The 19,255-nt window shown below is 65.8% G+C and carries 30 protein-coding genes and 1 tRNA gene; 17 read left to right on the top strand and 14 right to left on the bottom strand.

The features are described from left to right. Positions 1 to 153 precede the first annotated feature (153 nt). From serC to aroA, 3 genes are all read left to right on the top strand, one after another. Positions 154 to 1,239 (top strand): 3-phosphoserine/phosphohydroxythreonine transaminase, encoded by a 1,086-nt coding sequence (gene serC, locus AC5P9P_RS05450; protein WP_049403087.1) that lies wholly within the window; start codon positions 154 to 156, stop codon positions 1,237 to 1,239. A 51-nt stretch (positions 1,240 to 1,290) separates the two neighbouring features. Beyond that, positions 1,291 to 2,496 (top strand): prephenate dehydratase, encoded by a 1,206-nt coding sequence (gene pheA, locus AC5P9P_RS05445; RefSeq protein WP_005410182.1) that lies wholly within the window; start codon positions 1,291 to 1,293, stop codon positions 2,494 to 2,496. A 77-nt stretch (positions 2,497 to 2,573) separates the two neighbouring features. After that, on the top strand, positions 2,574 to 3,881 hold the full coding sequence (gene aroA, locus AC5P9P_RS05440) for a 3-phosphoshikimate 1-carboxyvinyltransferase (protein ID WP_099529901.1): 1,308 nt from the start codon (positions 2,574 to 2,576) through the stop codon (positions 3,879 to 3,881). 212 nt (positions 3,882 to 4,093) lie between these two features. On the opposite strand, the gene AC5P9P_RS05435 is transcribed toward aroA, so the two are convergent. Both AC5P9P_RS05435 and AC5P9P_RS05430 read right to left on the bottom strand, forming a co-directional pair. Continuing rightward, the gene (locus AC5P9P_RS05435; RefSeq protein WP_111108327.1) at positions 4,094 to 4,666 is read right to left on the bottom strand and encodes an energy transducer TonB; all 573 of its coding nucleotides are present in this window, start codon (positions 4,664 to 4,666) and stop codon (positions 4,094 to 4,096) included. Positions 4,667 to 4,785: 119 nt separating this feature from the next. Then, complete coding sequence (locus tag AC5P9P_RS05430; RefSeq protein ID WP_495232633.1) at positions 4,786 to 5,424, bottom strand: energy transducer TonB; 639 nt, start codon at positions 5,422 to 5,424, stop codon at positions 4,786 to 4,788. A gap of 113 nt (positions 5,425 to 5,537) precedes the next feature. On the opposite strand from AC5P9P_RS05430, the gene serS reads away from it, so the two are divergent. Further along, positions 5,538 to 6,818: a serine--tRNA ligase gene (gene serS / locus AC5P9P_RS05425; protein ID WP_111108325.1), complete on the top strand. Its 1,281-nt coding sequence runs from the start codon at positions 5,538 to 5,540 to the stop codon at positions 6,816 to 6,818. Between the two features lie 177 nt (positions 6,819 to 6,995). Here serS and AC5P9P_RS05420 read toward each other — a convergent pair whose 3' ends face one another. Then, positions 6,996 to 7,346 carry an SH3 domain-containing protein gene (locus tag AC5P9P_RS05420; RefSeq protein ID WP_019337278.1) on the bottom strand — a complete coding sequence of 117 codons (351 nt, stop codon included), beginning with the start codon at positions 7,344 to 7,346 and terminating at the stop codon, positions 6,996 to 6,998. Between the two features lie 218 nt (positions 7,347 to 7,564). Further along, positions 7,565 to 8,152 carry an FMN-dependent NADH-azoreductase gene (locus tag AC5P9P_RS05415; protein ID WP_495232632.1) on the bottom strand — a complete coding sequence of 196 codons (588 nt, stop codon included), beginning with the start codon at positions 8,150 to 8,152 and terminating at the stop codon, positions 7,565 to 7,567. A 127-nt stretch (positions 8,153 to 8,279) separates the two neighbouring features. Between AC5P9P_RS05415 and AC5P9P_RS05410 the strand changes: the two genes are divergently transcribed. Then, positions 8,280 to 9,272, top strand: coding sequence for a LysR family transcriptional regulator (locus tag AC5P9P_RS05410; RefSeq protein ID WP_005410175.1), 993 nt, complete (start codon positions 8,280 to 8,282; stop codon positions 9,270 to 9,272). 81 nt (positions 9,273 to 9,353) lie between these two features. On the opposite strand, the gene AC5P9P_RS05405 is transcribed toward AC5P9P_RS05410, so the two are convergent. After that, positions 9,354 to 10,424: a DUF4241 domain-containing protein gene (locus AC5P9P_RS05405; RefSeq protein ID WP_495232631.1), complete on the bottom strand. Its 1,071-nt coding sequence runs from the start codon at positions 10,422 to 10,424 to the stop codon at positions 9,354 to 9,356. A 124-nt stretch (positions 10,425 to 10,548) separates the two neighbouring features. Between AC5P9P_RS05405 and AC5P9P_RS05400 the strand changes: the two genes are divergently transcribed. Next, a tRNA-Ser gene (locus AC5P9P_RS05400) sits at positions 10,549 to 10,638 on the top strand. A 65-nt stretch (positions 10,639 to 10,703) separates the two neighbouring features. Here AC5P9P_RS05400 and AC5P9P_RS05395 read toward each other — a convergent pair. Next, on the bottom strand, positions 10,704 to 10,919 hold the full coding sequence (locus tag AC5P9P_RS05395) for an AlpA family phage regulatory protein (RefSeq protein WP_197567640.1): 216 nt from the start codon (positions 10,917 to 10,919) through the stop codon (positions 10,704 to 10,706). Continuing rightward, positions 10,906 to 11,220: a hypothetical protein gene (locus AC5P9P_RS05390; protein WP_197567642.1), complete on the bottom strand. Its 315-nt coding sequence runs from the start codon at positions 11,218 to 11,220 to the stop codon at positions 10,906 to 10,908. The genes AC5P9P_RS05395 and AC5P9P_RS05390 overlap by 14 nt, the downstream gene beginning before the upstream one ends. Positions 11,221 to 11,717: 497 nt before the next feature. Between AC5P9P_RS05390 and AC5P9P_RS05385 the strand changes: the two genes are divergently transcribed. Then, positions 11,718 to 12,014 (top strand): hypothetical protein, encoded by a 297-nt coding sequence (locus AC5P9P_RS05385; protein WP_197584379.1) that lies wholly within the window; start codon positions 11,718 to 11,720, stop codon positions 12,012 to 12,014. Positions 12,015 to 12,035: 21 nt separating this feature from the next. Here the strand turns inward: AC5P9P_RS05385 and AC5P9P_RS05380 are convergent, their stop codons facing one another. Continuing rightward, the gene (locus tag AC5P9P_RS05380; RefSeq protein ID WP_197567646.1) at positions 12,036 to 12,245 is read right to left on the bottom strand and encodes a hypothetical protein; all 210 of its coding nucleotides are present in this window, start codon (positions 12,243 to 12,245) and stop codon (positions 12,036 to 12,038) included. 61 nt (positions 12,246 to 12,306) lie between these two features. Here AC5P9P_RS05380 and AC5P9P_RS05375 point away from each other — a divergent pair, with 61 nt between their 5' ends. Then, positions 12,307 to 12,954, top strand: coding sequence for a hypothetical protein (locus AC5P9P_RS05375; protein ID WP_197567647.1), 648 nt, complete (start codon positions 12,307 to 12,309; stop codon positions 12,952 to 12,954). Between the two features lie 56 nt (positions 12,955 to 13,010). On the opposite strand, the gene AC5P9P_RS05370 is transcribed toward AC5P9P_RS05375, so the two are convergent. Genes AC5P9P_RS05370 through AC5P9P_RS05350 form a run of 5 tightly spaced genes read right to left on the bottom strand, consistent with a single transcriptional unit; the run spans position 13,011 to position 14,104 of the window. Beyond that, on the bottom strand, positions 13,011 to 13,268 hold the full coding sequence (locus AC5P9P_RS05370; RefSeq protein ID WP_197567648.1) for a hypothetical protein: 258 nt from the start codon (positions 13,266 to 13,268) through the stop codon (positions 13,011 to 13,013). Continuing rightward, positions 13,265 to 13,444, bottom strand: a complete 180-nt coding sequence (locus AC5P9P_RS05365; protein ID WP_197567649.1) for a hypothetical protein — start codon at positions 13,442 to 13,444, stop codon at positions 13,265 to 13,267. The genes AC5P9P_RS05370 and AC5P9P_RS05365 overlap by 4 nt, the downstream gene beginning before the upstream one ends. Further along, the gene (locus tag AC5P9P_RS05360) at positions 13,441 to 13,704 is read right to left on the bottom strand and encodes a hypothetical protein (RefSeq protein ID WP_197567650.1); all 264 of its coding nucleotides are present in this window, start codon (positions 13,702 to 13,704) and stop codon (positions 13,441 to 13,443) included. Before AC5P9P_RS05360 ends, AC5P9P_RS05365 begins: the two co-directional genes overlap by 4 nt. Further along, positions 13,701 to 13,916: a hypothetical protein gene (locus tag AC5P9P_RS05355; RefSeq protein ID WP_197567651.1), complete on the bottom strand. Its 216-nt coding sequence runs from the start codon at positions 13,914 to 13,916 to the stop codon at positions 13,701 to 13,703. Before AC5P9P_RS05355 ends, AC5P9P_RS05360 begins: the two co-directional genes overlap by 4 nt. Continuing rightward, positions 13,913 to 14,104: a hypothetical protein gene (locus tag AC5P9P_RS05350; RefSeq protein ID WP_197567653.1), complete on the bottom strand. Its 192-nt coding sequence runs from the start codon at positions 14,102 to 14,104 to the stop codon at positions 13,913 to 13,915. The genes AC5P9P_RS05355 and AC5P9P_RS05350 overlap by 4 nt, the downstream gene beginning before the upstream one ends. A 170-nt stretch (positions 14,105 to 14,274) precedes the next feature. Here AC5P9P_RS05350 and AC5P9P_RS05345 point away from each other — a divergent pair, with 170 nt between their 5' ends. After that, the gene (locus AC5P9P_RS05345; RefSeq protein WP_197567655.1) at positions 14,275 to 14,547 is read left to right on the top strand and encodes a hypothetical protein; all 273 of its coding nucleotides are present in this window, start codon (positions 14,275 to 14,277) and stop codon (positions 14,545 to 14,547) included. A 63-nt stretch (positions 14,548 to 14,610) separates the two neighbouring features. Here the strand turns inward: AC5P9P_RS05345 and AC5P9P_RS05340 are convergent, their stop codons facing one another. Beyond that, entirely contained in the window at positions 14,611 to 15,309 is a 699-nt protein-coding gene (locus AC5P9P_RS05340; protein WP_197567657.1) for a S24 family peptidase, read from the bottom strand. Between the two features lie 82 nt (positions 15,310 to 15,391). Between AC5P9P_RS05340 and AC5P9P_RS05335 the strand changes: the two genes are divergently transcribed. The 8 genes from AC5P9P_RS05335 (at position 15,392) to AC5P9P_RS05300 (ending at position 19,140) form a co-directional block, all read left to right on the top strand. Then, entirely contained in the window at positions 15,392 to 15,877 is a 486-nt protein-coding gene (locus AC5P9P_RS05335) for a YdaS family helix-turn-helix protein (RefSeq protein WP_197567659.1), read from the top strand. A gap of 109 nt (positions 15,878 to 15,986) precedes the next feature. Then, positions 15,987 to 16,517: a phage regulatory CII family protein gene (locus tag AC5P9P_RS05330; RefSeq protein ID WP_197567661.1), complete on the top strand. Its 531-nt coding sequence runs from the start codon at positions 15,987 to 15,989 to the stop codon at positions 16,515 to 16,517. Next, positions 16,514 to 16,825 carry a MarR family transcriptional regulator gene (locus tag AC5P9P_RS05325; RefSeq protein ID WP_197567663.1) on the top strand — a complete coding sequence of 104 codons (312 nt, stop codon included), beginning with the start codon at positions 16,514 to 16,516 and terminating at the stop codon, positions 16,823 to 16,825. The genes AC5P9P_RS05330 and AC5P9P_RS05325 overlap by 4 nt, the downstream gene beginning before the upstream one ends. A 1-nt stretch (position 16,826) precedes the next feature. After that, positions 16,827 to 17,720 (top strand): helix-turn-helix domain-containing protein, encoded by an 894-nt coding sequence (locus tag AC5P9P_RS05320; RefSeq protein ID WP_197567665.1) that lies wholly within the window; start codon positions 16,827 to 16,829, stop codon positions 17,718 to 17,720. Continuing rightward, positions 17,710 to 18,381: a hypothetical protein gene (locus AC5P9P_RS05315; protein ID WP_197567667.1), complete on the top strand. Its 672-nt coding sequence runs from the start codon at positions 17,710 to 17,712 to the stop codon at positions 18,379 to 18,381. The genes AC5P9P_RS05320 and AC5P9P_RS05315 overlap by 11 nt, the downstream gene beginning before the upstream one ends. After that, positions 18,378 to 18,572 (top strand): hypothetical protein, encoded by a 195-nt coding sequence (locus tag AC5P9P_RS05310; protein ID WP_197567669.1) that lies wholly within the window; start codon positions 18,378 to 18,380, stop codon positions 18,570 to 18,572. The genes AC5P9P_RS05315 and AC5P9P_RS05310 overlap by 4 nt, the downstream gene beginning before the upstream one ends. Continuing rightward, entirely contained in the window at positions 18,572 to 18,940 is a 369-nt protein-coding gene (locus AC5P9P_RS05305) for a Ref family recombination enhancement nuclease (protein ID WP_197567670.1), read from the top strand. The genes AC5P9P_RS05310 and AC5P9P_RS05305 overlap by 1 nt, the downstream gene beginning before the upstream one ends. After that, on the top strand, positions 18,937 to 19,140 hold the full coding sequence (locus AC5P9P_RS05300) for a hypothetical protein (RefSeq protein WP_197567671.1): 204 nt from the start codon (positions 18,937 to 18,939) through the stop codon (positions 19,138 to 19,140). The genes AC5P9P_RS05305 and AC5P9P_RS05300 overlap by 4 nt, the downstream gene beginning before the upstream one ends. Positions 19,141 to 19,255: the final 115 nt, after the last annotated feature.

The following is a 19,255-nucleotide window of genomic DNA, read 5'->3' as shown; positions in this document are numbered from 1 at the left end:
CGCCGCCCTGAATCCATGAGGTTGCCGGCCAGCGGCCGGCACTACCCGGTCGCGTCGCCAATGGATTCCAATGAAACCAAATTTCCCTTGCGCCACAAGGCCGCAAGGCTGGTGCACTGCGGCATACTAGCGGTCTTGCCCCACAGGTGTGACATGACGCGCGCGTTCAACTTCAGTGCCGGCCCTGCGACCTTGCCGGAATCGGTCCTGCGCCAGGCGCAGGCGGAAATGCTGGACTGGCACGGGTCCGGCGCTTCGATCGTGGAAATGAGCCATCGCGGCGCGGAATTCATGTCCGTGGCCGCCGAAGCCGAGGCCGACCTGCGTCGCCTGCTCGACATCCCCGACGACTATGCGGTGCTGTTCCTGTCCGGTGGCGCCACCACCCAGCAGGCGCTGATCCCGCTCAACTTCGCCAGCCCCGGCCAGCGTGCCGACTACGTGGTCAGTGGTCACTGGGGCAAGACCGCGGTCAAGCAGGCCGGGGTCTACGTCGACGTCAACATCGCCGCCAGCAGCGAGGCCCACGGCTACCGCGAGCTGCCGGCGCGTGCCGACTGGCAGCTGTCGCGCGATGCCGCCTACGTGCACATCACCGCCAACGAGACCATCCACGGCGTCGAATTCCGTGATGTGCCCGATACCGGCAACGTCCCGCTGATCGCCGACTTCAGCTCGTCCATCGCCAGCGAACCGCTGGATGTGCGCCGTTATGGCGTGATCTACGCCGGCGCGCAGAAGAACCTGGGCCCGGTCGGCATCGCGGTGATGATCATCCGCCGCGACCTGCTCGAGCGTGGTGGCCAGCCGCGCGCGGACATCTTCGATTACCGCTCGCACGTCGCCCGCGATTCGATGCTCAATACGCCGCCGACCTGGAACTGGTACCTGGCCGGCCTGGTGTTCAAGTGGATGCTGGCCGAAGGGGGCGTGACCGAGTTCGCCAAGCGCAACGCCGCCAAGGCCGCGCTGGTGTACGGCGCCATCGACGGCTCCGGCGGCTTCTACCGCAATGAGGTCGCACATGCGGCCCGTTCGCGCATGAACATTCCGTTCTTCCTGCCCGATGCCGAGCTTGACGCCCGCTTCGTCGCCGAAGCCAAGGCCGCTGGCCTGCTGGCGCTGAAGGGCCACAAGGTGGTCGGCGGCATTCGGGCTTCGCTGTACAACGCCATGCCGCTGGCCGGGGCCGAGGCGCTGGTCGCCTTCATGGCCGATTTCCAGCAGCGTCACGGTTGAGCAATGAACGGCGCGCACCGTCGGGTGCGTGCCCCGCAACAGGGAATTCCGATGGCAAGCAGCAAATCCAGCAAGAAGGCGCCGAAGAAGGCCGAACCGGCCAAGGACAGCGCCTCCACCAAGGCCAAGGGCAAGAGCACGTCCAAGGCTGCGTCGAACCCGGCGCCCACCTTGGCGCCGCTGGCGCTGGCCGATGTGCGTTCGAAGATCGACCAGATCGACCGCGACATCCAGAGCCTGATCGCCGAGCGCGCGCGTTTCGCCCACCAGGTCGGCAAGGCCAAGGGCAAGCTGGCTGCTGCCGTCGACTACTACCGCCCCGAGCGCGAAGCGCAGGTGCTGCGCATGGTGGTGGACCGCAACGAAGGCCCGCTCAGCGATGAGCTGCTGGTGCACGTCTACCGCGAGATCATGTCGGCCTGCCTGGCCCAGCAGGAGCCGCTGAAGATCGGCTACCTCGGCCCGGAAGGCACCTTCAGCCAGCAGGCGGTGCTCAAGCACTTCGGCCGCTCCGCGCTGGGCCTGCCGATGGCCAGCATCGAGGAAGTGTTCCAGGAAGTGGAAGCGGGCAACGCCGATTTCGGCGTGGTGCCGGTGGAGAATTCGGGGCAGGGCACCATCCAGATCACCCTGGACATGTTCCTGACCTCCAACCTGAAGATCTGTGGCGAAGTGGAACTGCGCGTGCAGCAGTACCTGATGTCGCGCAGCGGCCGCATCGAGGACATCGAGCGCATCTACGCACACCCGCAGTCGTTCATGCAGACCTCGGCGTGGCTGCGCGCCAACCTGCCGAAGGCCGAGAAGATTCCGGTGTCGAGCAATGCCGAAGGTGCGCGCCGTGCGCGCAACGCCGATGACGCAGCGGCCATCGGTGGCGAGAGCGCCGGCCACGTGTACGGCCTGAAGAAGGTGGTCACCAAGCCGATCCAGAACGATGCCGACAACACCACCCGCTTCCTGGTGGTGGGCCGCAACATCTTCCCGACCTCCGGCCACGACCGCACCTCGGTGCTGGTGTTCATCCATGACAAGCCCGGTGCGCTGTTCGACGTGCTCAGCCCGTTCGCCCGCCACGGCATCAGCATGAACCGCATCGAGTCGCGGCCGTCGCACCACGGCAAGTGGGAGTACGGCTTCTTCATCGACCTGGCCGGCCACATCGACGACGCGCCGATGCAGGCCGCACTGGCCGAACTGGAAGCGCACTCGGCGCAGATCAAGGTGCTGGGCTCCTATCCGGTGGCCGTGCCCTGAGTGCTGCTGCGGCGGCCATGGCCGCCGCTCCCCTGATGCATCGCCGGCGCTGCCGGTGTTTACGGAATGATCGAACGATGAGCAACGCGCAACACTGGATCGCCCGCAAGGGCCAGCCGCTGCAGGGCAGCCTGACCATTCCCGGCGACAAGTCGGTCTCGCACCGCTCGGTGATGTTCGCCGCGCTGGCCGATGGCACCTCGCATATCGAAGGCTTCCTGGAAGGCGAAGACACCCGCGCTACCGCGCGCATCTTCAGCCAGCTGGGCGTGCGCATCGAAACCCCCAGCCCGTCGCAGCGCATCGTGCACGGCGTCGGTATCGACGGCCTGAAGGCGCCGGATGCGCCGCTGGACTGCGGCAACGCCGGTACCGGCATGCGCCTGCTGGCCGGGTTGCTGGCGGGCCAGGCGTTCGACTGCACGCTGATCGGCGACGAGTCGCTGTCGGGCCGACCGATGCGCCGCGTCACCGGCCCGCTGTCGCAGATGGGCGCGAAGATCGACACCCAGGATGACGGCACGCCGCCGCTGCACGTGCATGGCGGCCAGACGCTGCATGGCATCGACTTCGCCTCGCCGGTGGCCAGCGCGCAGATCAAGTCGGCGGTGTTGCTGGCAGGCCTGTACGCACAGGGCGAAACCAGCGTTGTCGAGCCGCACCCGACCCGCGACTACACCGAACGCATGCTGTCCGCGTTCGGCGTGGACATCGAATTCTCGCCGGGCAAGGCGCGCCTGCGCGGCGGCCAACGCCTTCGTGCCACGGATATCGTGGTGCCGGCCGACTTCTCGTCTGCGGCGTTCTATCTGGTGGCTGCCAGCATCATCCCGGGCTCCGAGCTGCGCCTGAAGCAGGTTGGCCTGAACCCGCGCCGCACCGGCCTGCTGCACGCGCTGCGCCTGATGGGCGCGGATATCACCGAAGAGAACCCGGCCGAGCAGGGCGGTGAACCGGTGGCGGACCTGGTGGTGCGCTACGCCCCGCTGAAGGGTGCTCGCATTCCGGAAGCACTGGTGCCGGACATGATCGACGAGTTCCCGGCGCTGTTCGTGGCGGCAGCTGCTGCAGAAGGCCAGACCGTGGTGACCGGCGCCGCCGAGCTGCGGGTGAAGGAATCCGATCGTCTCGCAGCGATGGCCACTGGCTTGCGCGCGCTGGGCATGCAGGTGGACGAAACTGAAGACGGTGCCACCCTGCATGGTGGCGTGCGCCTGGGCAGCGGCACCATCGAAAGCCACGGCGACCACCGCATCGCCATGGCGTTCGCCATTGCCGGCCAGATCAGTGACGGCGAGGTGCGCATCAACGATATCGCCAACGTCGCCACGTCCTTCCCGGACTTCGACGGCCTGGCCCGCAGCGCCGGATTCAACCTGGCCTGATCGTTACTGCATCCGCCGGGTCATGCCCGGCCGATCGCAATGCCCGGTAGGTGCCAACCTTGGTTGGCACGCTCACATCTCCCGGTAGGTGCCAACCTTGGTTGGCATGCTCACATCTCCTGGTAGGTGCCAACCTTGGTTGGCACGCTTTCCCGCATAAAAGGACGGAGGCCGAAGCCTCCGTCTAAACATCACGAACCCCTCGTCCGCGATCAACGCTGCTCGGTACGGAAGTCCACCGGGACCCGCACTACGCTTGCTACTGCGCGGCCGTCATGCACCGCCGGCTGGAACTTCCAGTTCTGCACGGTATTGAGCACCGCACGATCCAGATCGCGACTCCGCTCGCCGCTGCGCGAGACGATCGCAGCGCTGGCGACGTTGCCGCGGGTATCGACATTCAGGCTGGCGATCACGCTGCCCTGCACGCCACTACGTAGCGCGGCGGCGGGGTAGGTGGGCATGCGGTTGCTGGCCAGCGGGCGGGCTTCACGATTGCGCACTGCCGGCGCGGCCTTCCGCGAAGCAGTAGCCGGGGTTGCCTGGCGCGCGGCAGGGGCCGCTGCATCTGTCACCGCGGGCTGCTCAGGGGCCGGCAGCATGCGCTCACCGACCGGCGCCGGTGCCACGTCTTCCTGGTTCGAATGACGCAGCCAGAGCAAGGCGCCGGCAAACATCGCCATGATCAGCGCGATCCACATCCAGGGCGACGTGGGCTTGTGCTGCGCGCTTGAATCCTGCGGCAGCTGCGGCGAATGAAGGTCTTCGTGGGTGGTGGCGGTCATCGCAAACTCCTTCCGTCAATGGACGACGTGGGCAGTGTTGCCCGAGCCACGGACGGGAAGTGTCAGCGTTGCGTCAACGCCACCGGCAGGGTTCAGTTTGCCTGCCGGGAAGCGTTCAGTTACTGCGTCTTGAAGTCGAACGGCACTTCAATGCTGCCGGGTACGGCCTGGTCGTTGCTCTGCGCCGGAGTGAAGCGCCAGCGGCGCACAGCGTCGGTGGCGGCACGGTCGAGCTCGCGTGAACCGCTGCGCTGGATCACCGTGGCGTTGTTCGGATAGCCGGTGGCGTCCACGTCCACGCGTACCACCACCGTACCGGTTTCACCGGCGCGCAGGGCGGCGGCGGGATAGGACGGTGGCGGCGACTGTCCGGCAATCGGCATCGGCTGGCTGTTGCCGGTGGCCGCCGGCGCAGGGCCCGGTGCAGCCGGGGCCGCTTCAGCCACGGGCGCGGGCGGCGGCGGGGCCGTTTCCACCAGCTTCGGCGCTTCTTCCTCCACCGGTGCCGGCTTGGCATCGGGCATGTCGCTGGAACCGGCGGCAGCGGCCAGCGGTTCCGGCAGGGGCTCGATCTGGGCGGTTTCCTGCGGGGTCTGGGCAGCCGGATCGGCGCGGAAGAACTCCTTGTCGCGGCCGGTCAGCCAGACCAGCACGAACAGCAATACGCCCACGCCGAAGGCGATGCCGGCGATCTTCAGGGCGTTGCGCGGGATATGCACAGTGAACGACTTGGCGGACGACGAGCGGGGTGCAGACATGGACCGGACCAGTACGGAATGGCTCGATTCTGCCACGGCGGGAATGAACCGGGCGGCAGAAATCCGTATAACAAGCGATAATCCCATCCCTGATACCCACCACGACACCTGCCATGCTTGATCCAGCCCTGCTCCGCCACCAGCCCGCCGACCTCGCCGAACGCCTGCGCACCAGCCGCGGCTTCGAGCTCGACGTGTCTGCCCTGGAGTCCCTGGAGGCCGATCGCAAGCGCATCCAGGTGCGGACCCAGGAGCTGCAGAGCCTGCGCAACAGCCGTTCCAAGGCCATCGGCCAGGCCAAGGCCAAGGGCGAGGACGTCTCGGCCATCATGGCCGAGGTCGCTGCCTTCGCCGACGAGCTGAAGGCCTCGGAAGTGGCGCTGGACGAGCTGCGCGAGAAGATCGAAGCGATCTCGATGGGCATTCCGAACCTGCCGGCCGATGACGTGCCGGCCGGTGCCGATGAGAACGACAACGTCGAGCAGGCACGTTGGGGTACCCCGCGCCAGTTCGATTTCAAGGTGCTCGACCACGTCGAACTGGGCGCCCGCAACGGCTGGCTGGACGGCGAGACCGCGGCCAAGTTGTCCGGCTCGCGCTTCACCGTGCTGCGCGGCTCGATCGCGCGCCTGCACCGTGCGCTGGCCCAGTTCATGGTCGACCTGCACACCGGTGAGCACGGCTACGAGGAAACCAACGTGCCGCTGCTGGTCAACGCCGATTCACTGCGTGGCACCAGCCAGCTGCCGAAGTTCGAGGACGATCTGTTCAAGACCGCCGTGGGCGACTCCACGCGTTACCTGATCCCGACCTCGGAAGTGCCGCTGACCAACATCGTGCGCGACGAGATCGTCGAGGCCGAGCGCCTGCCGCTGCGCATGACCGCCCACTCGATGTGCTTCCGTGCCGAGGCTGGCAGTGGTGGCCGCGACGTTCGCGGCATGATCCGTCAGCACCAGTTCGAGAAGGTCGAGCTGGTCTCGATCTGCCGCCCGGAAGACAGCGACGCCGAACACCAGCGCATGACCCGCTGCGCCGAAGTGGTGCTGGAGAAGCTGGGCCTGCCGTACCGCAAGGTGCTGCTGTGCACCGGCGACATGGGCTTCTCGGCCATCAAGACCTACGACCTGGAAGTCTGGCTGCCGTCGCAGGAAACCTATCGCGAGATCTCCTCGTGCTCGAACTGTGGTGACTTCCAGGCCCGCCGCATGCAGGCGCGCTGGCGCAACCCGGCCACCGGCAAGCCGGAACTGGCGCACACGCTGAACGGCTCGGGCGTGGCGGTTGGCCGCGCGATGATCGCAGTGATGGAGAACTACCAGAACGCCGACGGCAGTATCACCGTGCCGGAAGCGCTGCGCCCGTACATGGGTGGGCTGGAAACCATCGCCTGATTCTCTGATCGGGTGGGTGCCATGCATGCATGGCACCGCTGTAGCTCTGGTGGGTGCCATGCTTGCATGGCACCGAATCCACGCATGGCGTGGATCTACTGGAGGATGTTGCACGCGCCCGGCATGAATTCACCGATGCCTCAGGAGATCCACGCCATGCGTGGATGAACCCCGCGATTACCGCATGGCCCGCAGCTTCTCCAGCGGCACCCATCCCGGTTCGCCGGTCTCCGGCACGCACCACGCCCAACCATTGAGCGTGCGCTGCCCACGCAGCACCTGCCCGGGATCCACATCCAGCTCCCGTGCGCAGTAATCCTCGGTGGCAAACGCGTCACCCTGCGCAGTGCGACCGATCACGGGCGCCGGCACGAAACCGGGCTGCTGCCCTTCGGCTTCGCACAGGAACCAGTCGTCCCAGCCCTCCGGGCCTTCATAGCGTTCGCCCACCACCAGCGCCTGGCCACGGCGCAGGGTGATCGGGTGCGGAAATTCGCTGCGGTGTGCAGTGGTCACGATGTAGTTCATGGCCCCAGCCTAACGTTCTGGTGAGCGCCGCGCATGGCACCGAATCCACGCACACGTGCAGTAGATCCACACCGTGCATGGATGGCGAGCCCTCGGACCAGACACAGAAAAGCGGCCCCGCAAAGCGGGGCCGCCAGGGTGGGCCGGGATGGGGGAGGGGATCCCGGCCCGCGTTCAGCGCCCAGACGAGGAGAGAGGGGCACCGAACGCTGGAACGCTTATGCAGCGGCGGCTTCAGCCGCTTCGTGCGACGGCAGGGCCGCCAACGCGCCAGCGATGGCGTCTTCACGGTGCTGCGGCGAGTAGGCGATGCCTTCGGCACGTACGAACTCGATGTCGTTGATGCCCCAGAAGGCGAACGTCTGGCGCAGGAACGGTTCCTGGAAGTCGGCCGGCGAATCGGTGTAGATGCCGCCGCGGCTGCTGACCACGATCACGCGCTTGCCGCCGGCCAGGCCGATCGGGCCGTTCTCGGTGTACTTGAAGGTGCGCCCGGCCACGGCCACGCGGTCGATCCAGGCCTTCAGCGTGGACGGGATGCTGAAGTTGTACATCGGCGCGCCGATCACCACGATGTCCGCGGCAAGGAACTGCTCGAGCACCTGTTCAGCATCGGCGGCTTCGGCCGCGTCCGCCTTGTCCAGCGAGCTGCTGCGAAGATGCGGTACCGGATTGGCGTCAAGATCGCGATAATCGATCTGCAGGCCTTCGATCTGCTGCTTGAAGCGGGCCACCACGGCGGCGGTCAGGTGGCGGGAGACGGAGTTCTCGCCAAGCACGCTGGCGTCGAGATGCAGAAGCTTCATGGCAGTCACCTATGTTCTGGGAGGGAGGGGCGGGGTGGCCCCGCCGACGGAGAGAACGATAGGTTGTTGCAAAGGCGGGATAAAGGTGTTTGAATGCCACGTATTGTTCTAGATATGGAACTCGGGCATGCATGACCTGAATGATCTGTACTACTTCGCGATGGTGGTCGACCACGGCGGATTTGCTGCCGCCGAGCGTGCGCTGGGCATCCCCAAGTCGCGCCTGAGCCGCCGCATCAGCCAGCTGGAGACCGACCTGGGCGTGCGCCTGCTGCAGCGCTCCACGCGCCGTTTCGCGGTCACCGACGTCGGCACCAGCGTGCACCGCCATGCGCAGACGATGCTGGCCGAGGCCCAGGCCGCGCGCGAAGTGGTGGACCGGCTCAGCGCGGAGCCGCGCGGCGTGGTGCGCGCCAGCGTGCCGGTGTCGCTGGCGCAGATGCAGCTGCCCAAGCTGCTGCCCAAGTTCCTTGAGCAGTACCCGAAGGTGCGCCTGCAGCTGAACATCAGCAACCGCCGCGTGGACATCATCAACGAAGGCTACGACGTGGCCCTGCGCGTGCGTTCGCGCCTGGACGATGACGGCAGCCTGGTGATGCGCAGCTTCGGCCAGGTGCAGGAACTGCTGGTGGCCAGCCCGAAGTACCTGGACCGCGCCGGCCGGCCGAAGGATCCGGAAGAGCTGACCCAGCACGTCACCCTCAGCATCAGCGAAGACGAAGCCCGCCAACGCTGGGAGCTGCACGGGCCGGAAGGCGAAGTGCGCCGGGTCGACCTGCAGCCGCGCGTGGCCGGCTTCGACTTCCCGCTGCTGCAGAGCATGGTGAAGGACGGTTTCGGCATCACCATGCTTCCGGAAACCGTGTGCGCCGACGCCGTGCGCAACGGCGAGCTGGAAGTGGTGCTGCCGGACTGGTCGCTGCCGCAGGGCGTGTGCCATGCCGTGTTCGCCTCGCGCCGCGGCCTGCTGCCGGCGGTGCGCGTGTTCATCGACTTCCTGGCCGAGCACCTGCCGCCGCAACTGGAGGCCTCGCGCCTGGATTGCGGTGGCGCCTGTGAAAAGGCCAAGGAGCGGATCAAGGCCAGTGCGCTGGGCGCGCTGGCGGTGGACGCGGGCTGAGGCACCCACCCGCAACTGCACCGCCAATCCGTGAAACGGTAGCGCCGGGCCATGCCCGGCGTTGCTGCCTTCCGGCCCCGGTCAGTTCCGGCCGAACAGCCGTTCCCAGAAGCTGCGCCGCGGCGGTGCGACCGGCCTGGGCCCGGCAATGACCGGTGCTTCCAGCACCGCCATCAGTTCCGCGCTGCGTGGCTTCTTCAGGAAGCGCGCGTAGTCCAGGTAACTGGTCACCTTGCTCATGTGCAGGCGCTCCGGCATCGCCGGCAATGCGCCGCCCTGCAGCAGTACCCGCAATGCCTGCGGACGGTCCAGGCGGATCGCCTCGAACACGCCGGTGCCGCCGCAGCCCGGTTCGATCTGGTTGGCGCGCTGCGGCGCATTCTTCAGCAGGTCGCGCAGTGCGTTCGCATCGTCGCGTTCCACCGCCGCTACCAGTCGTGCCAGTGCTTCGGCTTCTTCAGGCGGAAGGCTGTCGCGATAGGCTTGGTCGGCGATCTCGCGCTGGTCGCGCCCATCACCGCCCTGGATGCACAGGAAATCTGTGACCAGAGCGACCTGAATGCCGGACGTATCCAGCGCCCAGTAGCTCGGATAGACGCCGTCGCCCCAGCCGCTGGTGAACACGACCAGGCCATGCGGTGAGTCCTCGCCCCAGGGGCGGTATTCTGCGCCTTCGTCCAGGCCATCATGGTCGATCAGCGCATCCGAGCACTCGCTGCCTTCGTCGCCATCGGCCCGTTCGATCAGGGCCAGCAGTGCCTGCTGGGTGTCGGTGTCCATAAAGCAGCCGATGCCGGCGTCGACCGGGTAGCCGATGAAGCTGTGCTCATCCAGGCCGGTCAGGTCCTGCGTGGTCCAGCGCGCCATCTGCCAGTGCAGGGCAGACGCAGTGAGGGCTTCGCGGGGTTTGAACCAGACCACGGCCAACGCCGGGCGGCCGCTGTGCACGATGATTTCGACCGGATGCCGGCCCAACGGCGCGGTGTAGTCGGCCAGCGCCGGCGCCTCGGCCTGCACCAGCGGATCGCAGACCACCAAATGCCCGCTGTTGACCGGCAGGTGTCCGGCGAAGGTGCGATGCAGGGCCACTGCGGCCAGCTGGGTATCGTCCAGCAGGGTGGTGCGCAGGTTGGCCAGATCGAGGTGGGCCATGGGGGCTCCAGATGCAGTCCAGCCCCCACCGTGCCGGATGCGAGGGGCGGGGGCAAGGGTGGTCTTGGGCAAATGCCCTTCACGTGCGAGAATACGCCGCTGCCCGGGCGACCGGGACCCGATTGGAGAGATGGCCGAGCGGTTTAAGGCACCGGTCTTGAAAACCGGCGAAGGGTTAAACCTTCCGTGGGTTCGAATCCCACTCTCTCCGCCAGTCTTTGCAAAATGCTCCTAGAAATAGGGGCTTTTTCGTTTCTACAGCCTTCGCTACCCGCCCGTTTACCCATCCACCTGCAAAGGTCGATTCTGCGCGATCTGCTGCCGAACCCAGCCTTGCACCTCGGATTGTATCCAGAGTGCGCGGCGACCGATGCGGATAGCGCGCGGGAAGCGGCCGGCCTTGATCTCTCCGTAGATGAAGGTCGTGCCCATGCCGGTCATCTGGCGCACGCGATCGAGCGATAGCAGCTCTTCCAGTCTTTCAGCCGCGCCCATGATGGCCTCCGATGCGGCGAGCCTTAGTAGGACGGTCGGCCAGCCCCAGCTGGAACTGCAGAACGTTGTCGATCGGCATATCGACCGATGCAGAGCGCGCGCTGCGGGCCGGGCGGTTAAGTCGACGCCATGCAGCAATGGCCGCATCGGGGTCGGCATGCTTGCTGGTCGACCTGCAGGCGCACTCGACCAGGTGACCGCCGCCGGCGGACGCACAGCGCTTGTCGTGGATGTGACGCGCGCGGTGGCCGGCGGCGCAGTTCGGCAACGCCTCTGGGTGGCTGATATGTTCCTGGGTCATGGCTTTTTGCACTCCTCGATATGGACTTCGAGCTGTTCCAGAAGGACGGCTGCTTGTGTGGCGCCAATCACGCGGCGACCGTCACGCACGGGTGGTTTCCTTCGGGCATTGGTTGCACGGTGCTGTGTGGGGCGCGCGCAGGGAGAACCTTGTGCCGCGCACGTGCTCACCTGGGCGGATCACGACGTGGCCGCACGACAACAGACATTGGAATCGAGCGGCAAGGACGCTCGAGCCGGGCGACGCAATGAACCGCGCGCTGGTGACGTTGCGTACCGGTGCAGCGGTACGGAGCTGGTCAGCCATGTGTGTCTGCCTCGTCTTCTTCCAGTTCCTCGTCCTCGTCCATGCATGTAGAGCAGGTGTGTTGGCCGTGATGCCAAGAGCCGCATTCGTTCCAGCAGAAGCCGTTGCCGCAGGACTTGCAGACGCCTGCGTCGGCGAGGTCGAGCGGGTCATCGCAGACGCCGCACAGGCCGATTGGCATTCCCTTACCCATGGATTACCCCCACTTGATCCGCGCGGGAAGTTCGGCCAGCATCCGTCGCGTCACCACCGGAGAAGCGGTCATGGAGAGCATCCAGCACTACATGCGGGATGGCGAGTACAAGGGAATCGGTTTCGACGTGGAGATTTGGCAGTTTGAGACCGGGGAAATTGCGGTTCAGGCTGTTTACGTGGATGGATTCCCCAGCCGCAGACTGTCCGACGGACACCGCGAAGAATTCAGCAGCGTCCAGGAAGCTTTCGACTACGGATCGAAGCTTGCGCGGGAGTTGATCGACCAGCCCTGATTCCTGCAACTTAGCCATTGCTCATGCCTGCATGTCCTTGCTGTGGGTGGAGCGCGCGCTGTGCGCGGCGAGGTGTTCCCAGCGTTCGGCTTCGCCCACGTAGTAGTCGTGGCGCTCCTGGCGCACGGTTGCGGTGAACTGCACATCGTTCAGGGCGCGCTCGGCGGCGGCGCGGTTGGCCGCTGCCATGCGGGCTGCGTCGTGATCGAAGATGTCGAGCTGGTTATGCACGACATACCTCCCAGGCTGGGGCCATGGCAGAATGCCGGCGAGTCCACAGGGGGATCTTCAGATGAGTGTCTTGGTGCACGTAGGTAAAGCTGCGACGACTGGACTTGACTGGACCGCCATATCGGCCGTTGCTACTGGCTTCGCGGCGGTAGTTGCTCTGCTTGTAGGCATCCTGCCCGTATGGATCGATCGCACAGCGAAGAAGAGGCAGGCGATTGCGCTTGCGAAGGTGCTCGCCGATGACCTTGCAATTCAGGCGATTACTATCCGCGCCGTACTCGAACTGCCCACAGCGGGGGTGGCCGATGCGTGGGAGTACGATCAGATGGCCAAGTCTCTCTCCGTACTTAGTTCGGCTCAGGCACGGGAACTGATTCCTTTTAGCCAATACATGCCTAGACATGTTGAGAACGAAGTAACGAAGGGAGTGGCAGTGCTCTCTGCCGCTGAGAAGCGGCGAGTCCACCTGTTTACGCCTGAGCCAGGTCAGCGGTACAACGTAGAGGGCGACTTGTCTTGGTACAGAGAAGTTGCTGAAGGACTCTCCAATCTCCGGCAGGCCTTGGCGACCTGGCTCAGCATTGAACTTGTGGCTATCGAGGAGCCTGGAATGAACCTCGGCAAAGGACTTAAAGAGAACGCAGGCGCAGATCGTACGGATTGGCAAGGCGCCAAGAGGCTCGCGCACATTGCACGCAAGTACGAGTAGCAACGGTGGCTTGATCACGACGACGGCGCAGTAGATGGGCAGGGCCAGGTGGCGCATCACTCGGCCCCGCACAGGAAGCCCGGGCTGGCTTCTTCCAGCCAGGTCCGCATGGTCGTCATCTCGCCGGTCGGCCGTTCGTCTTCGCCGAATTCGGGGATCGACCGATCCAGCTCTGCGGCGGACACCTCGCGGGGATAGCCGTCATCGCAGGGATCGCCCACGTCTTCCTCATACAGACGGGCGGCCTCTTCAGCCGTCGCGGCGGCGTAGATGGTCGGCATGTCATCGACGTAGAAGGCTTTCAGCTGGGTCATGGGGATTGCTCCTGGTTGATGGCGTAGAACGTGCCGTCGGCGGCTCTGCCGACTTCGATGCGCGTGTCGGGGCCGTTGGCCAGATCGATGCCAATCCAGACTGGAGCCGGCGCCGCAGGGGCCTTGATGGGCGGGATGCCGACGGCCATGGCGGCGCAGAAGTCGTGGTCGGTCACGCGGAACCGCCTTTGCTACGCGCGAGGGCGCGTTGGCAGCGAGGGCAGGTCACCGGATGCGATTCGCAGGCGGTCCAGCCCACGGAACGGCGGCCTGGCGCTGCTCCGCACAGCGCCTTGCCGGTGGCTTCGACATATCCACCGTGGCGCCGCACCTGCGCGGATGGGATCGCGTGCAGGTTGGTGCCCTGTCCACGCTCGAGGCCGTTTGAGCATCGGCCGGCGAGCTTCGCCGCCAGCACTTCCGCAGCGGCGCTCATGCAGCACCTGCCTGTGCGCGCGCTGCGCGGCGGGCCGCAGCGACAGCACCTGCTGCGCTCTTGCCCTGCCGCAGGACGGCATTGGCGGCGATGCTGGCGACTACGACGACCTGGTAGGGCAGCAGGCCCCAACGGCGCCCGGCGCGGGCGACGATGCCTGCGGCGGCTGCCGCGCGCTGTGCGCTGGAGTGGTGGGCGAGGGCGGCGCTCATGCAGCTGCGCCCTGCTGCGCGGCGCGCAGCTGCTTGGCAGCTTCCAGTAGCTGGCCGGCGTAGCGCTCGGCTTCGTCAGCGGACTGGAGGAGGCGGGCGGCGCCGAGGTCGGAAACCACCTTGGCGTTGTGGTTGTCGGCAGTGACGGTTGGCGTCGACTGGCGAACGCCGAGGGAAAGGGTGGACATGCTGATCTCCTGCGCCCGGCCCCGGGATGGGGTGTTGGTGGGCGGCTGGAGCTAAAGTTAGTCGAGAGCTAATCGTTAGTCAACAGCTATCAGCTAATGAATTGATGAATTGAGTTAGGTGGTGTTTCGGCCGTGCTAACGTTCCCGGTCTATACGAGGAAGGATCAACTATGGAGTGGGGTTCTACGGGCGTGACGCTTTTCTTTGTGGTGATGGGCCTGGTCGTGACCGTCCTGTGGATCTTCGTTCCGTTCGCAATCTTCGGCATCAAGCCGCTTCTGCAGGGCATTCTTGTGGAGCTGCGCAGAGCGAACGCGATCGCGGAGGCGCGCGATCCGGGCGTTGCTGCTTCGTCGCCTTCAGTGACTCCCGCCCGAGAGGCGGAGCCACATGGTGCATTGGCTACTATGCGCGCTGCCATTCGGCAAGCCGACCGGCCGTGACTGAGAAAAAGAAAAGGCCCCGCACTGGCGGGGCCTCTTCTTCTCGCTAGCACAGACCGGGACCTAGAATTTACGCAAACCTGCGTGGATTAGTGCCTTCCCCAGGATGCTCACATCGCCAGGATCTGGCCGATAGGCCGGGAAGTCAGTGTTGACGCTTACGACGTAGAGACCGTCGCCGCGCTTCTGCAGCATCTTGATCTGCGTCTCGCCACCGATGTTGATCAGGTAGTAGTCGTCACCGTCGAAGAAGTCGCAGCTGGTGTCGATCCAGACAATGTCGCCGTCTTCGAGCTTGGGCCGCATCGACGGCCCACGGCCGGTGATGATCTGGATCCTGCCTGGCTTAGGTAGGTAACCGAGCTTCCTGCGGACTTCCCATTCTGCAACCTCGATGGTCTTCACCACCTCTGGGTAGTCCTGGTTAACCATCCCTACGCCCATCCCTGCACTCCCTTCAAACAAGTCGAAGCGAACATAGCCGGGTGGCGTCTCATTCTCCGGGATTGGTGAGACGGATACCTCCCCGTCTTCACCCCACTGGGGTCGATCCATCCAGCCATGGTCCTTCCCCAGGGCGCTGCTGATCTTCTTCGCCACATCGTCGCCGATGTACTTCCCGCCGAGCAGCTGGGACACGTAGGACGCAGACAAGAAGCCGCCCAGCTGGGCGCCTTGATCCCGGCGGCCCTTGACCCCCTTCATTTCAAGGGCATCGATCAGGTGTCGAAAATTGCGGCTGCGGATTTCTCGAATGTCCATCACTGGAGGTTAGCTGGTAACTAATCGAATTCGTGCAGCTGCCAGCTTGCAATAAGCTATTAGCTGTGGACTAATAGCTGGCATGAACATGTCAGCCCTCGATAGAGCAGTTCAGTCGGCAGGTAGCCAGCAGGCTCTTGCTCAGCTCCTCGGCATCAAGCCGCCGTCGGTATCCGGCTGGTACGACCGCTGTCGCGTCCCAGCAGAACGTTGCATCGCAATTGAAATGGCGACTGGCGTCTCCCGTCACCAGCTCCGCCCGGACGTCTTCGGGCCAGATCCGGCCGAATCCCAGGGTGAGGTAGGCGCGCAGTTGCGCGTAGAGGTGAAGGGCGACATTCGCCTCAGTAAGCGCGCGCTGCGCGACAGGCTCGGTATTGGCAGCGACAAGCACCTCGCCGTCCTGCTGCAGCTGACCGTAGAAGAGGTCGAGGCTTGGGCGGAGGAGGGTGCTCTGCCCGCGCTGCCTCAGATCCAGCGCCTGCTCGGTGTTGAGGCTACGCCAGTGGCCGAGCCCGCAAACGATGATCCGGACGCCCACCGTATTGGGCCCGTCGACAGCGCCTGAAAGGCCATCCCTGGCCGTCATCCCTGACTTGTTGATCTGCATGGCGCCCATCGTGCGCCACCCGGGCCCAGCCCGAAACCTTGAAACACAGCCTTCCCCAAGGTGACCCATGACCTGCCGCACATCCGCTCTCAACTGGCTCGACGTTCTCTACAACTCCGTGCGCAAGACGCCCGGCGGTGTCGTGGACGCAGCCGCCTTCCTGGCCGACCGCCGCGGCAAGTCCATGCACCCGGAAACGCTGCGCGCCAAGCTGCGCGGGCTGGAGGGTGAATCGGTGACGCTGGAAATTGCCGAACTGTTGACCGAATGGATGCAGGAGAAGGCAGGCGGCAACGACTACGCCTTGGACTGGATGCAGGCGCTGGCTGGGCAGTTCGGCATGGCCGTCGCCACGGTCCCGCCGGCGCCGGAGGGAGGCTGGTCGGACGAGATTGGCGCCATCCAGACGAAACTGCTGGAGATCACCACGCGGGTGGGGCGGCTGTCTGGCACTGCAGTGGATGCGATGGCCGATCGCCAGATCGACAGCGACGAAGCGCGCCTGATGGTGGAAGAGGCTAACTCGCTGATCACGATGGCGCATCGCCTCATCCGCAACGTGTCGCGCGCTGCGGCGAAGGGGAGGGCACGTCGATGAACCATCCGGCCCGATCAACCGACCTCAGCACCAGTCACGAGGCCGCACGCTACGTCGTTCAATCCGGTTTGCAGGGAGACCAGCAAGCCGCAGCAGCCTCTGCAGTGAAGCGTCATCCCGGCCTTACCAGCCATGAGCTTGCTCAAGAGACCAACATTTGCCGATACGTGCTGGCACGCCGTCTCCCCGAGCTGGCCGAAGCTGGCCGTGCTTGGCGCGGGCCGAAGAAGCCCTGCTCGATCTCGGGCCGGAGCGCCTGCACCTGGTGGCCGGTTGCGCCGGGCGAAAACATGACGCTGGGGCTCTGACATGTCGACCATCATCATGTCGCAGTGCTGGCCGCTGCAGGGCCTGAGCGTCACGCAGAAGGCTGTTCTGATCTCGCTGGCTGACCAAGCCAACGACGACGGCGTGTGCTGGCCAGCCGTCGGCACAATCGCCTCGCGCTGCTGCATGTCGGCGCGCGCTGTGCGCAGCGCCATGGATCACCTGGAGGCCGTTGGCCTGCTGGCGCGTGATCGCCGGTTCAACAGCAGCACGGTCTATTCGGTCACGCCGGCCAAGTTCAACGCGGCCGCTGCGCCGTCCAAGGGCACCCGCAAGACCGCAAAGAACGGTGCTGCACCGGGCGCAGGTGCTGCGCCCCATGCAGGGGGTGCGCCCGGTGCAGAAGGGGATGCGCCCGGCGCAGGGGGTGAGGCAGCGGGCGCAGGTCTGGAGGTGCGCCCCGTGCCGCCTAACCGTCATATAACCCCCATTGAACCGTCAGATGAACCGCCAGTTGCGCCGCCGGTGGCGACGCCGCCGACGAAGGCGGAGCTGGAGGAGCAGATGCAGCTGGCCTGCAAAGCGACGTGGGGCGCCTACCGAGCCGCCTACCGCAATCGCCACGGCGTGGACCCCGTCCGCAACGCCAAGGTCAACACCAACGTTCGGGATCTGGTGAAGCGACTGGGACGTGACGAGGCGCCGCTGGTGGCTGGGTGGTTCGTGAGCGTCAACGAGCAGTACGCCGTGAAGCGCATGCACGACCTGGGTGTGCTGCTGGCCGGCGCTGAAGCGTACCGGACCCAGTGGGCCACCGGTCGACAAGTGACCGCCACCATCGCCCTGCAGCAGGACCAGACCCAGGCCAACGCCTCGGCCGCCGACGACGCCAAGGCGCTGCTGCGCCGCATGAAGGGGAGCGCCAATGCTCAGTGATGCCGATCAGGAGAGGCTGGTCGAAATGCTGGTGGCCACGGCTGAAGTGATGGGCGAGCAGATCCGTCCGGCCGCTGCGGCCTACATGGTCACCGACCTGGCGACCTATTCGCTGCCGGTGCTGGCCAACGCGCTGACTGCCTGCCGGCGCGAGGTGAAAGGCAAGCTCAGCCTGGCCGCGATCATGGAGCGCATTGACGACGGACACCCGGCACCCAACGAAGCATGGGCCGTGGCCATCCGCGCCGCTGACGAGGCGGTAACGCTGGTGTGGAGTGAGCAGACCCGTGATGCGTGGACTGCGGCACTGCCGCTGGTAGAGGCTGGCGACAAGATTGCGGGCCGGGCCGCATTCCTGGAGGTCTATACCCGGTTGGTGAAGGAGGCGCGCGCTGCAGGCGGCTGCGCCGTCTACCAGCCGTCGCTGGGCCACGACGCTAGCGCCCGCGACGCAGCGCTGCAGCAGGCAGTCAACGCTGGCCGCCTGGCGCATGAGCAGGTGGCCGAGTACCTGTCGCTGCCACCGGCCACGCCGGCGTTCAACCCGCTGGCGCTGTTGGCCGGCCGAGTCGAGGCGAGCCCGGAAGCAAACGAACGCACGCGGAAGCGGCTGGCCGAGATCGCCGAGCTGTTCGGCTCCGCTCAGGACGCCGCGGCATGAGTCAGGACCACGTCGAACTGGAAGTGCGCCCGGTGTGCGAGCCGGTGGCGGTGGCCGGCTGGTATTTGGCCTATGGGTACGGGATCAAGCCGCTGGTGCTGTACGCCACCCGTGGCACCCGGGTGTGGCGCGATGGCATGCGGCAGATTCCGATCACGCGCTACGCCGGCCCGATCCCGGAGTTGCGTTGATGTGGTCGAAGGCACCACCACCGACAAGGGAAGAGAGCGCCCGCATCGAGCTGGCCAAGACCGGCCCGTGCATGGCCTGCCTGGTGCTGCTGCAGCAGCAGCTGCTGGAGCCGGAGCTGGTGGTCTACGGCTGCGACTACAACCACACCAAGAGCGGGAACCTGCGGCGCGGGCACATGGACGGCTTCGCCCTCTGCAAGTGGCACCACCAGCGCTACCCGATGGAGGGGAACACCTTCGCGACGATGCGCCAGATCTACGGCCCGAGCCTGATGGATGGCTCGCGGATCTTCCACGAGACGTACGGCTCAGACGATGAGCTGATTGCAAACCAGACCTACATCAACGAACTGAGGGCAGCAGCATGAAGAACACGAAGGTCATGGCGCCGAGGGTCAATCCCCAGCGGGCGCCACGCGAGCGCCGGATGGACCACAACACCGTTTCCCGGCCCAAGCGAGCAAAGGCCGCGAGACGCGCTGGCTGCCCAGCCGAGACCGTGGAGCAGTTCAAGGCGCGTGGCGGCGAAGTGCAGCACCTGACGGCAAGCTGGGAGCAGCGAGCATGACCGCCGCACTCGCGGCCCGGCCGGATGTTCCTGCGTGATCGACCCTCACCTGGTCCAGATAGAGGCCCTCAAAAGGGCCGCATTGAGTAAACACCTGGCGCGATCGCGCGCTGCA

It is taken from the genome of Stenotrophomonas sp. YJH_SMC_14-1 (assembly GCF_059372275.1).
This window is presented reverse-complemented; position numbering and strand designations above follow the sequence as displayed.

What these genes read in the sequence shown, in the direction of transcription:
- serC (WP_049403087.1), top strand. Translation starts at nt 154, where the DNA reads ATGACGCGCGCGTTCAACTTCAGTGCCGGCCCTGCGACCTTGCCGGAA.
- pheA (WP_005410182.1), top strand. Translation starts at nt 1,291, where the DNA reads ATGGCAAGCAGCAAATCCAGCAAGAAGGCGCCGAAGAAGGCCGAACCG.
- aroA (WP_099529901.1), top strand. Translation starts at nt 2,574, where the DNA reads ATGAGCAACGCGCAACACTGGATCGCCCGCAAGGGCCAGCCGCTGCAG.
- AC5P9P_RS05435 (WP_111108327.1), bottom strand. Translation starts at nt 4,666, where the DNA reads ATGACCGCCACCACCCACGAAGACCTTCATTCGCCGCAGCTGCCGCAG.
- AC5P9P_RS05430 (WP_495232633.1), bottom strand. Translation starts at nt 5,424, where the DNA reads ATGTCTGCACCCCGCTCGTCGTCCGCCAAGTCGTTCACTGTGCATATC.
- serS (WP_111108325.1), top strand. Translation starts at nt 5,538, where the DNA reads ATGCTTGATCCAGCCCTGCTCCGCCACCAGCCCGCCGACCTCGCCGAA.
- AC5P9P_RS05420 (WP_019337278.1), bottom strand. Translation starts at nt 7,346, where the DNA reads ATGAACTACATCGTGACCACTGCACACCGCAGCGAATTTCCGCACCCG.
- AC5P9P_RS05415 (WP_495232632.1), bottom strand. Translation starts at nt 8,152, where the DNA reads ATGAAGCTTCTGCATCTCGACGCCAGCGTGCTTGGCGAGAACTCCGTC.
- AC5P9P_RS05410 (WP_005410175.1), top strand. Translation starts at nt 8,280, where the DNA reads ATGCATGACCTGAATGATCTGTACTACTTCGCGATGGTGGTCGACCAC.
- AC5P9P_RS05405 (WP_495232631.1), bottom strand. Translation starts at nt 10,424, where the DNA reads ATGGCCCACCTCGATCTGGCCAACCTGCGCACCACCCTGCTGGACGAT.
- AC5P9P_RS05395 (WP_197567640.1), bottom strand. Translation starts at nt 10,919, where the DNA reads ATGGGCGCGGCTGAAAGACTGGAAGAGCTGCTATCGCTCGATCGCGTG.
- AC5P9P_RS05390 (WP_197567642.1), bottom strand. Translation starts at nt 11,220, where the DNA reads ATGACCCAGGAACATATCAGCCACCCAGAGGCGTTGCCGAACTGCGCC.
- AC5P9P_RS05385 (WP_197584379.1), top strand. Translation starts at nt 11,718, where the DNA reads ATGGATTACCCCCACTTGATCCGCGCGGGAAGTTCGGCCAGCATCCGT.
- AC5P9P_RS05375 (WP_197567647.1), top strand. Translation starts at nt 12,307, where the DNA reads ATGAGTGTCTTGGTGCACGTAGGTAAAGCTGCGACGACTGGACTTGAC.
- AC5P9P_RS05370 (WP_197567648.1), bottom strand. Translation starts at nt 13,268, where the DNA reads ATGACCCAGCTGAAAGCCTTCTACGTCGATGACATGCCGACCATCTAC.
- AC5P9P_RS05360 (WP_197567650.1), bottom strand. Translation starts at nt 13,704, where the DNA reads ATGAGCGCCGCTGCGGAAGTGCTGGCGGCGAAGCTCGCCGGCCGATGC.
- AC5P9P_RS05355 (WP_197567651.1), bottom strand. Translation starts at nt 13,916, where the DNA reads ATGAGCGCCGCCCTCGCCCACCACTCCAGCGCACAGCGCGCGGCAGCC.
- AC5P9P_RS05350 (WP_197567653.1), bottom strand. Translation starts at nt 14,104, where the DNA reads ATGTCCACCCTTTCCCTCGGCGTTCGCCAGTCGACGCCAACCGTCACT.
- AC5P9P_RS05345 (WP_197567655.1), top strand. Translation starts at nt 14,275, where the DNA reads ATGGAGTGGGGTTCTACGGGCGTGACGCTTTTCTTTGTGGTGATGGGC.
- AC5P9P_RS05340 (WP_197567657.1), bottom strand. Translation starts at nt 15,309, where the DNA reads ATGGACATTCGAGAAATCCGCAGCCGCAATTTTCGACACCTGATCGAT.
- AC5P9P_RS05335 (WP_197567659.1), top strand. Translation starts at nt 15,392, where the DNA reads ATGAACATGTCAGCCCTCGATAGAGCAGTTCAGTCGGCAGGTAGCCAG.
- AC5P9P_RS05330 (WP_197567661.1), top strand. Translation starts at nt 15,987, where the DNA reads ATGACCTGCCGCACATCCGCTCTCAACTGGCTCGACGTTCTCTACAAC.
- AC5P9P_RS05325 (WP_197567663.1), top strand. Translation starts at nt 16,514, where the DNA reads ATGAACCATCCGGCCCGATCAACCGACCTCAGCACCAGTCACGAGGCC.
- AC5P9P_RS05320 (WP_197567665.1), top strand. Translation starts at nt 16,827, where the DNA reads ATGTCGACCATCATCATGTCGCAGTGCTGGCCGCTGCAGGGCCTGAGC.
- AC5P9P_RS05315 (WP_197567667.1), top strand. Translation starts at nt 17,710, where the DNA reads ATGCTCAGTGATGCCGATCAGGAGAGGCTGGTCGAAATGCTGGTGGCC.
- AC5P9P_RS05310 (WP_197567669.1), top strand. Translation starts at nt 18,378, where the DNA reads ATGAGTCAGGACCACGTCGAACTGGAAGTGCGCCCGGTGTGCGAGCCG.
- AC5P9P_RS05305 (WP_197567670.1), top strand. Translation starts at nt 18,572, where the DNA reads ATGTGGTCGAAGGCACCACCACCGACAAGGGAAGAGAGCGCCCGCATC.
- AC5P9P_RS05300 (WP_197567671.1), top strand. Translation starts at nt 18,937, where the DNA reads ATGAAGAACACGAAGGTCATGGCGCCGAGGGTCAATCCCCAGCGGGCG.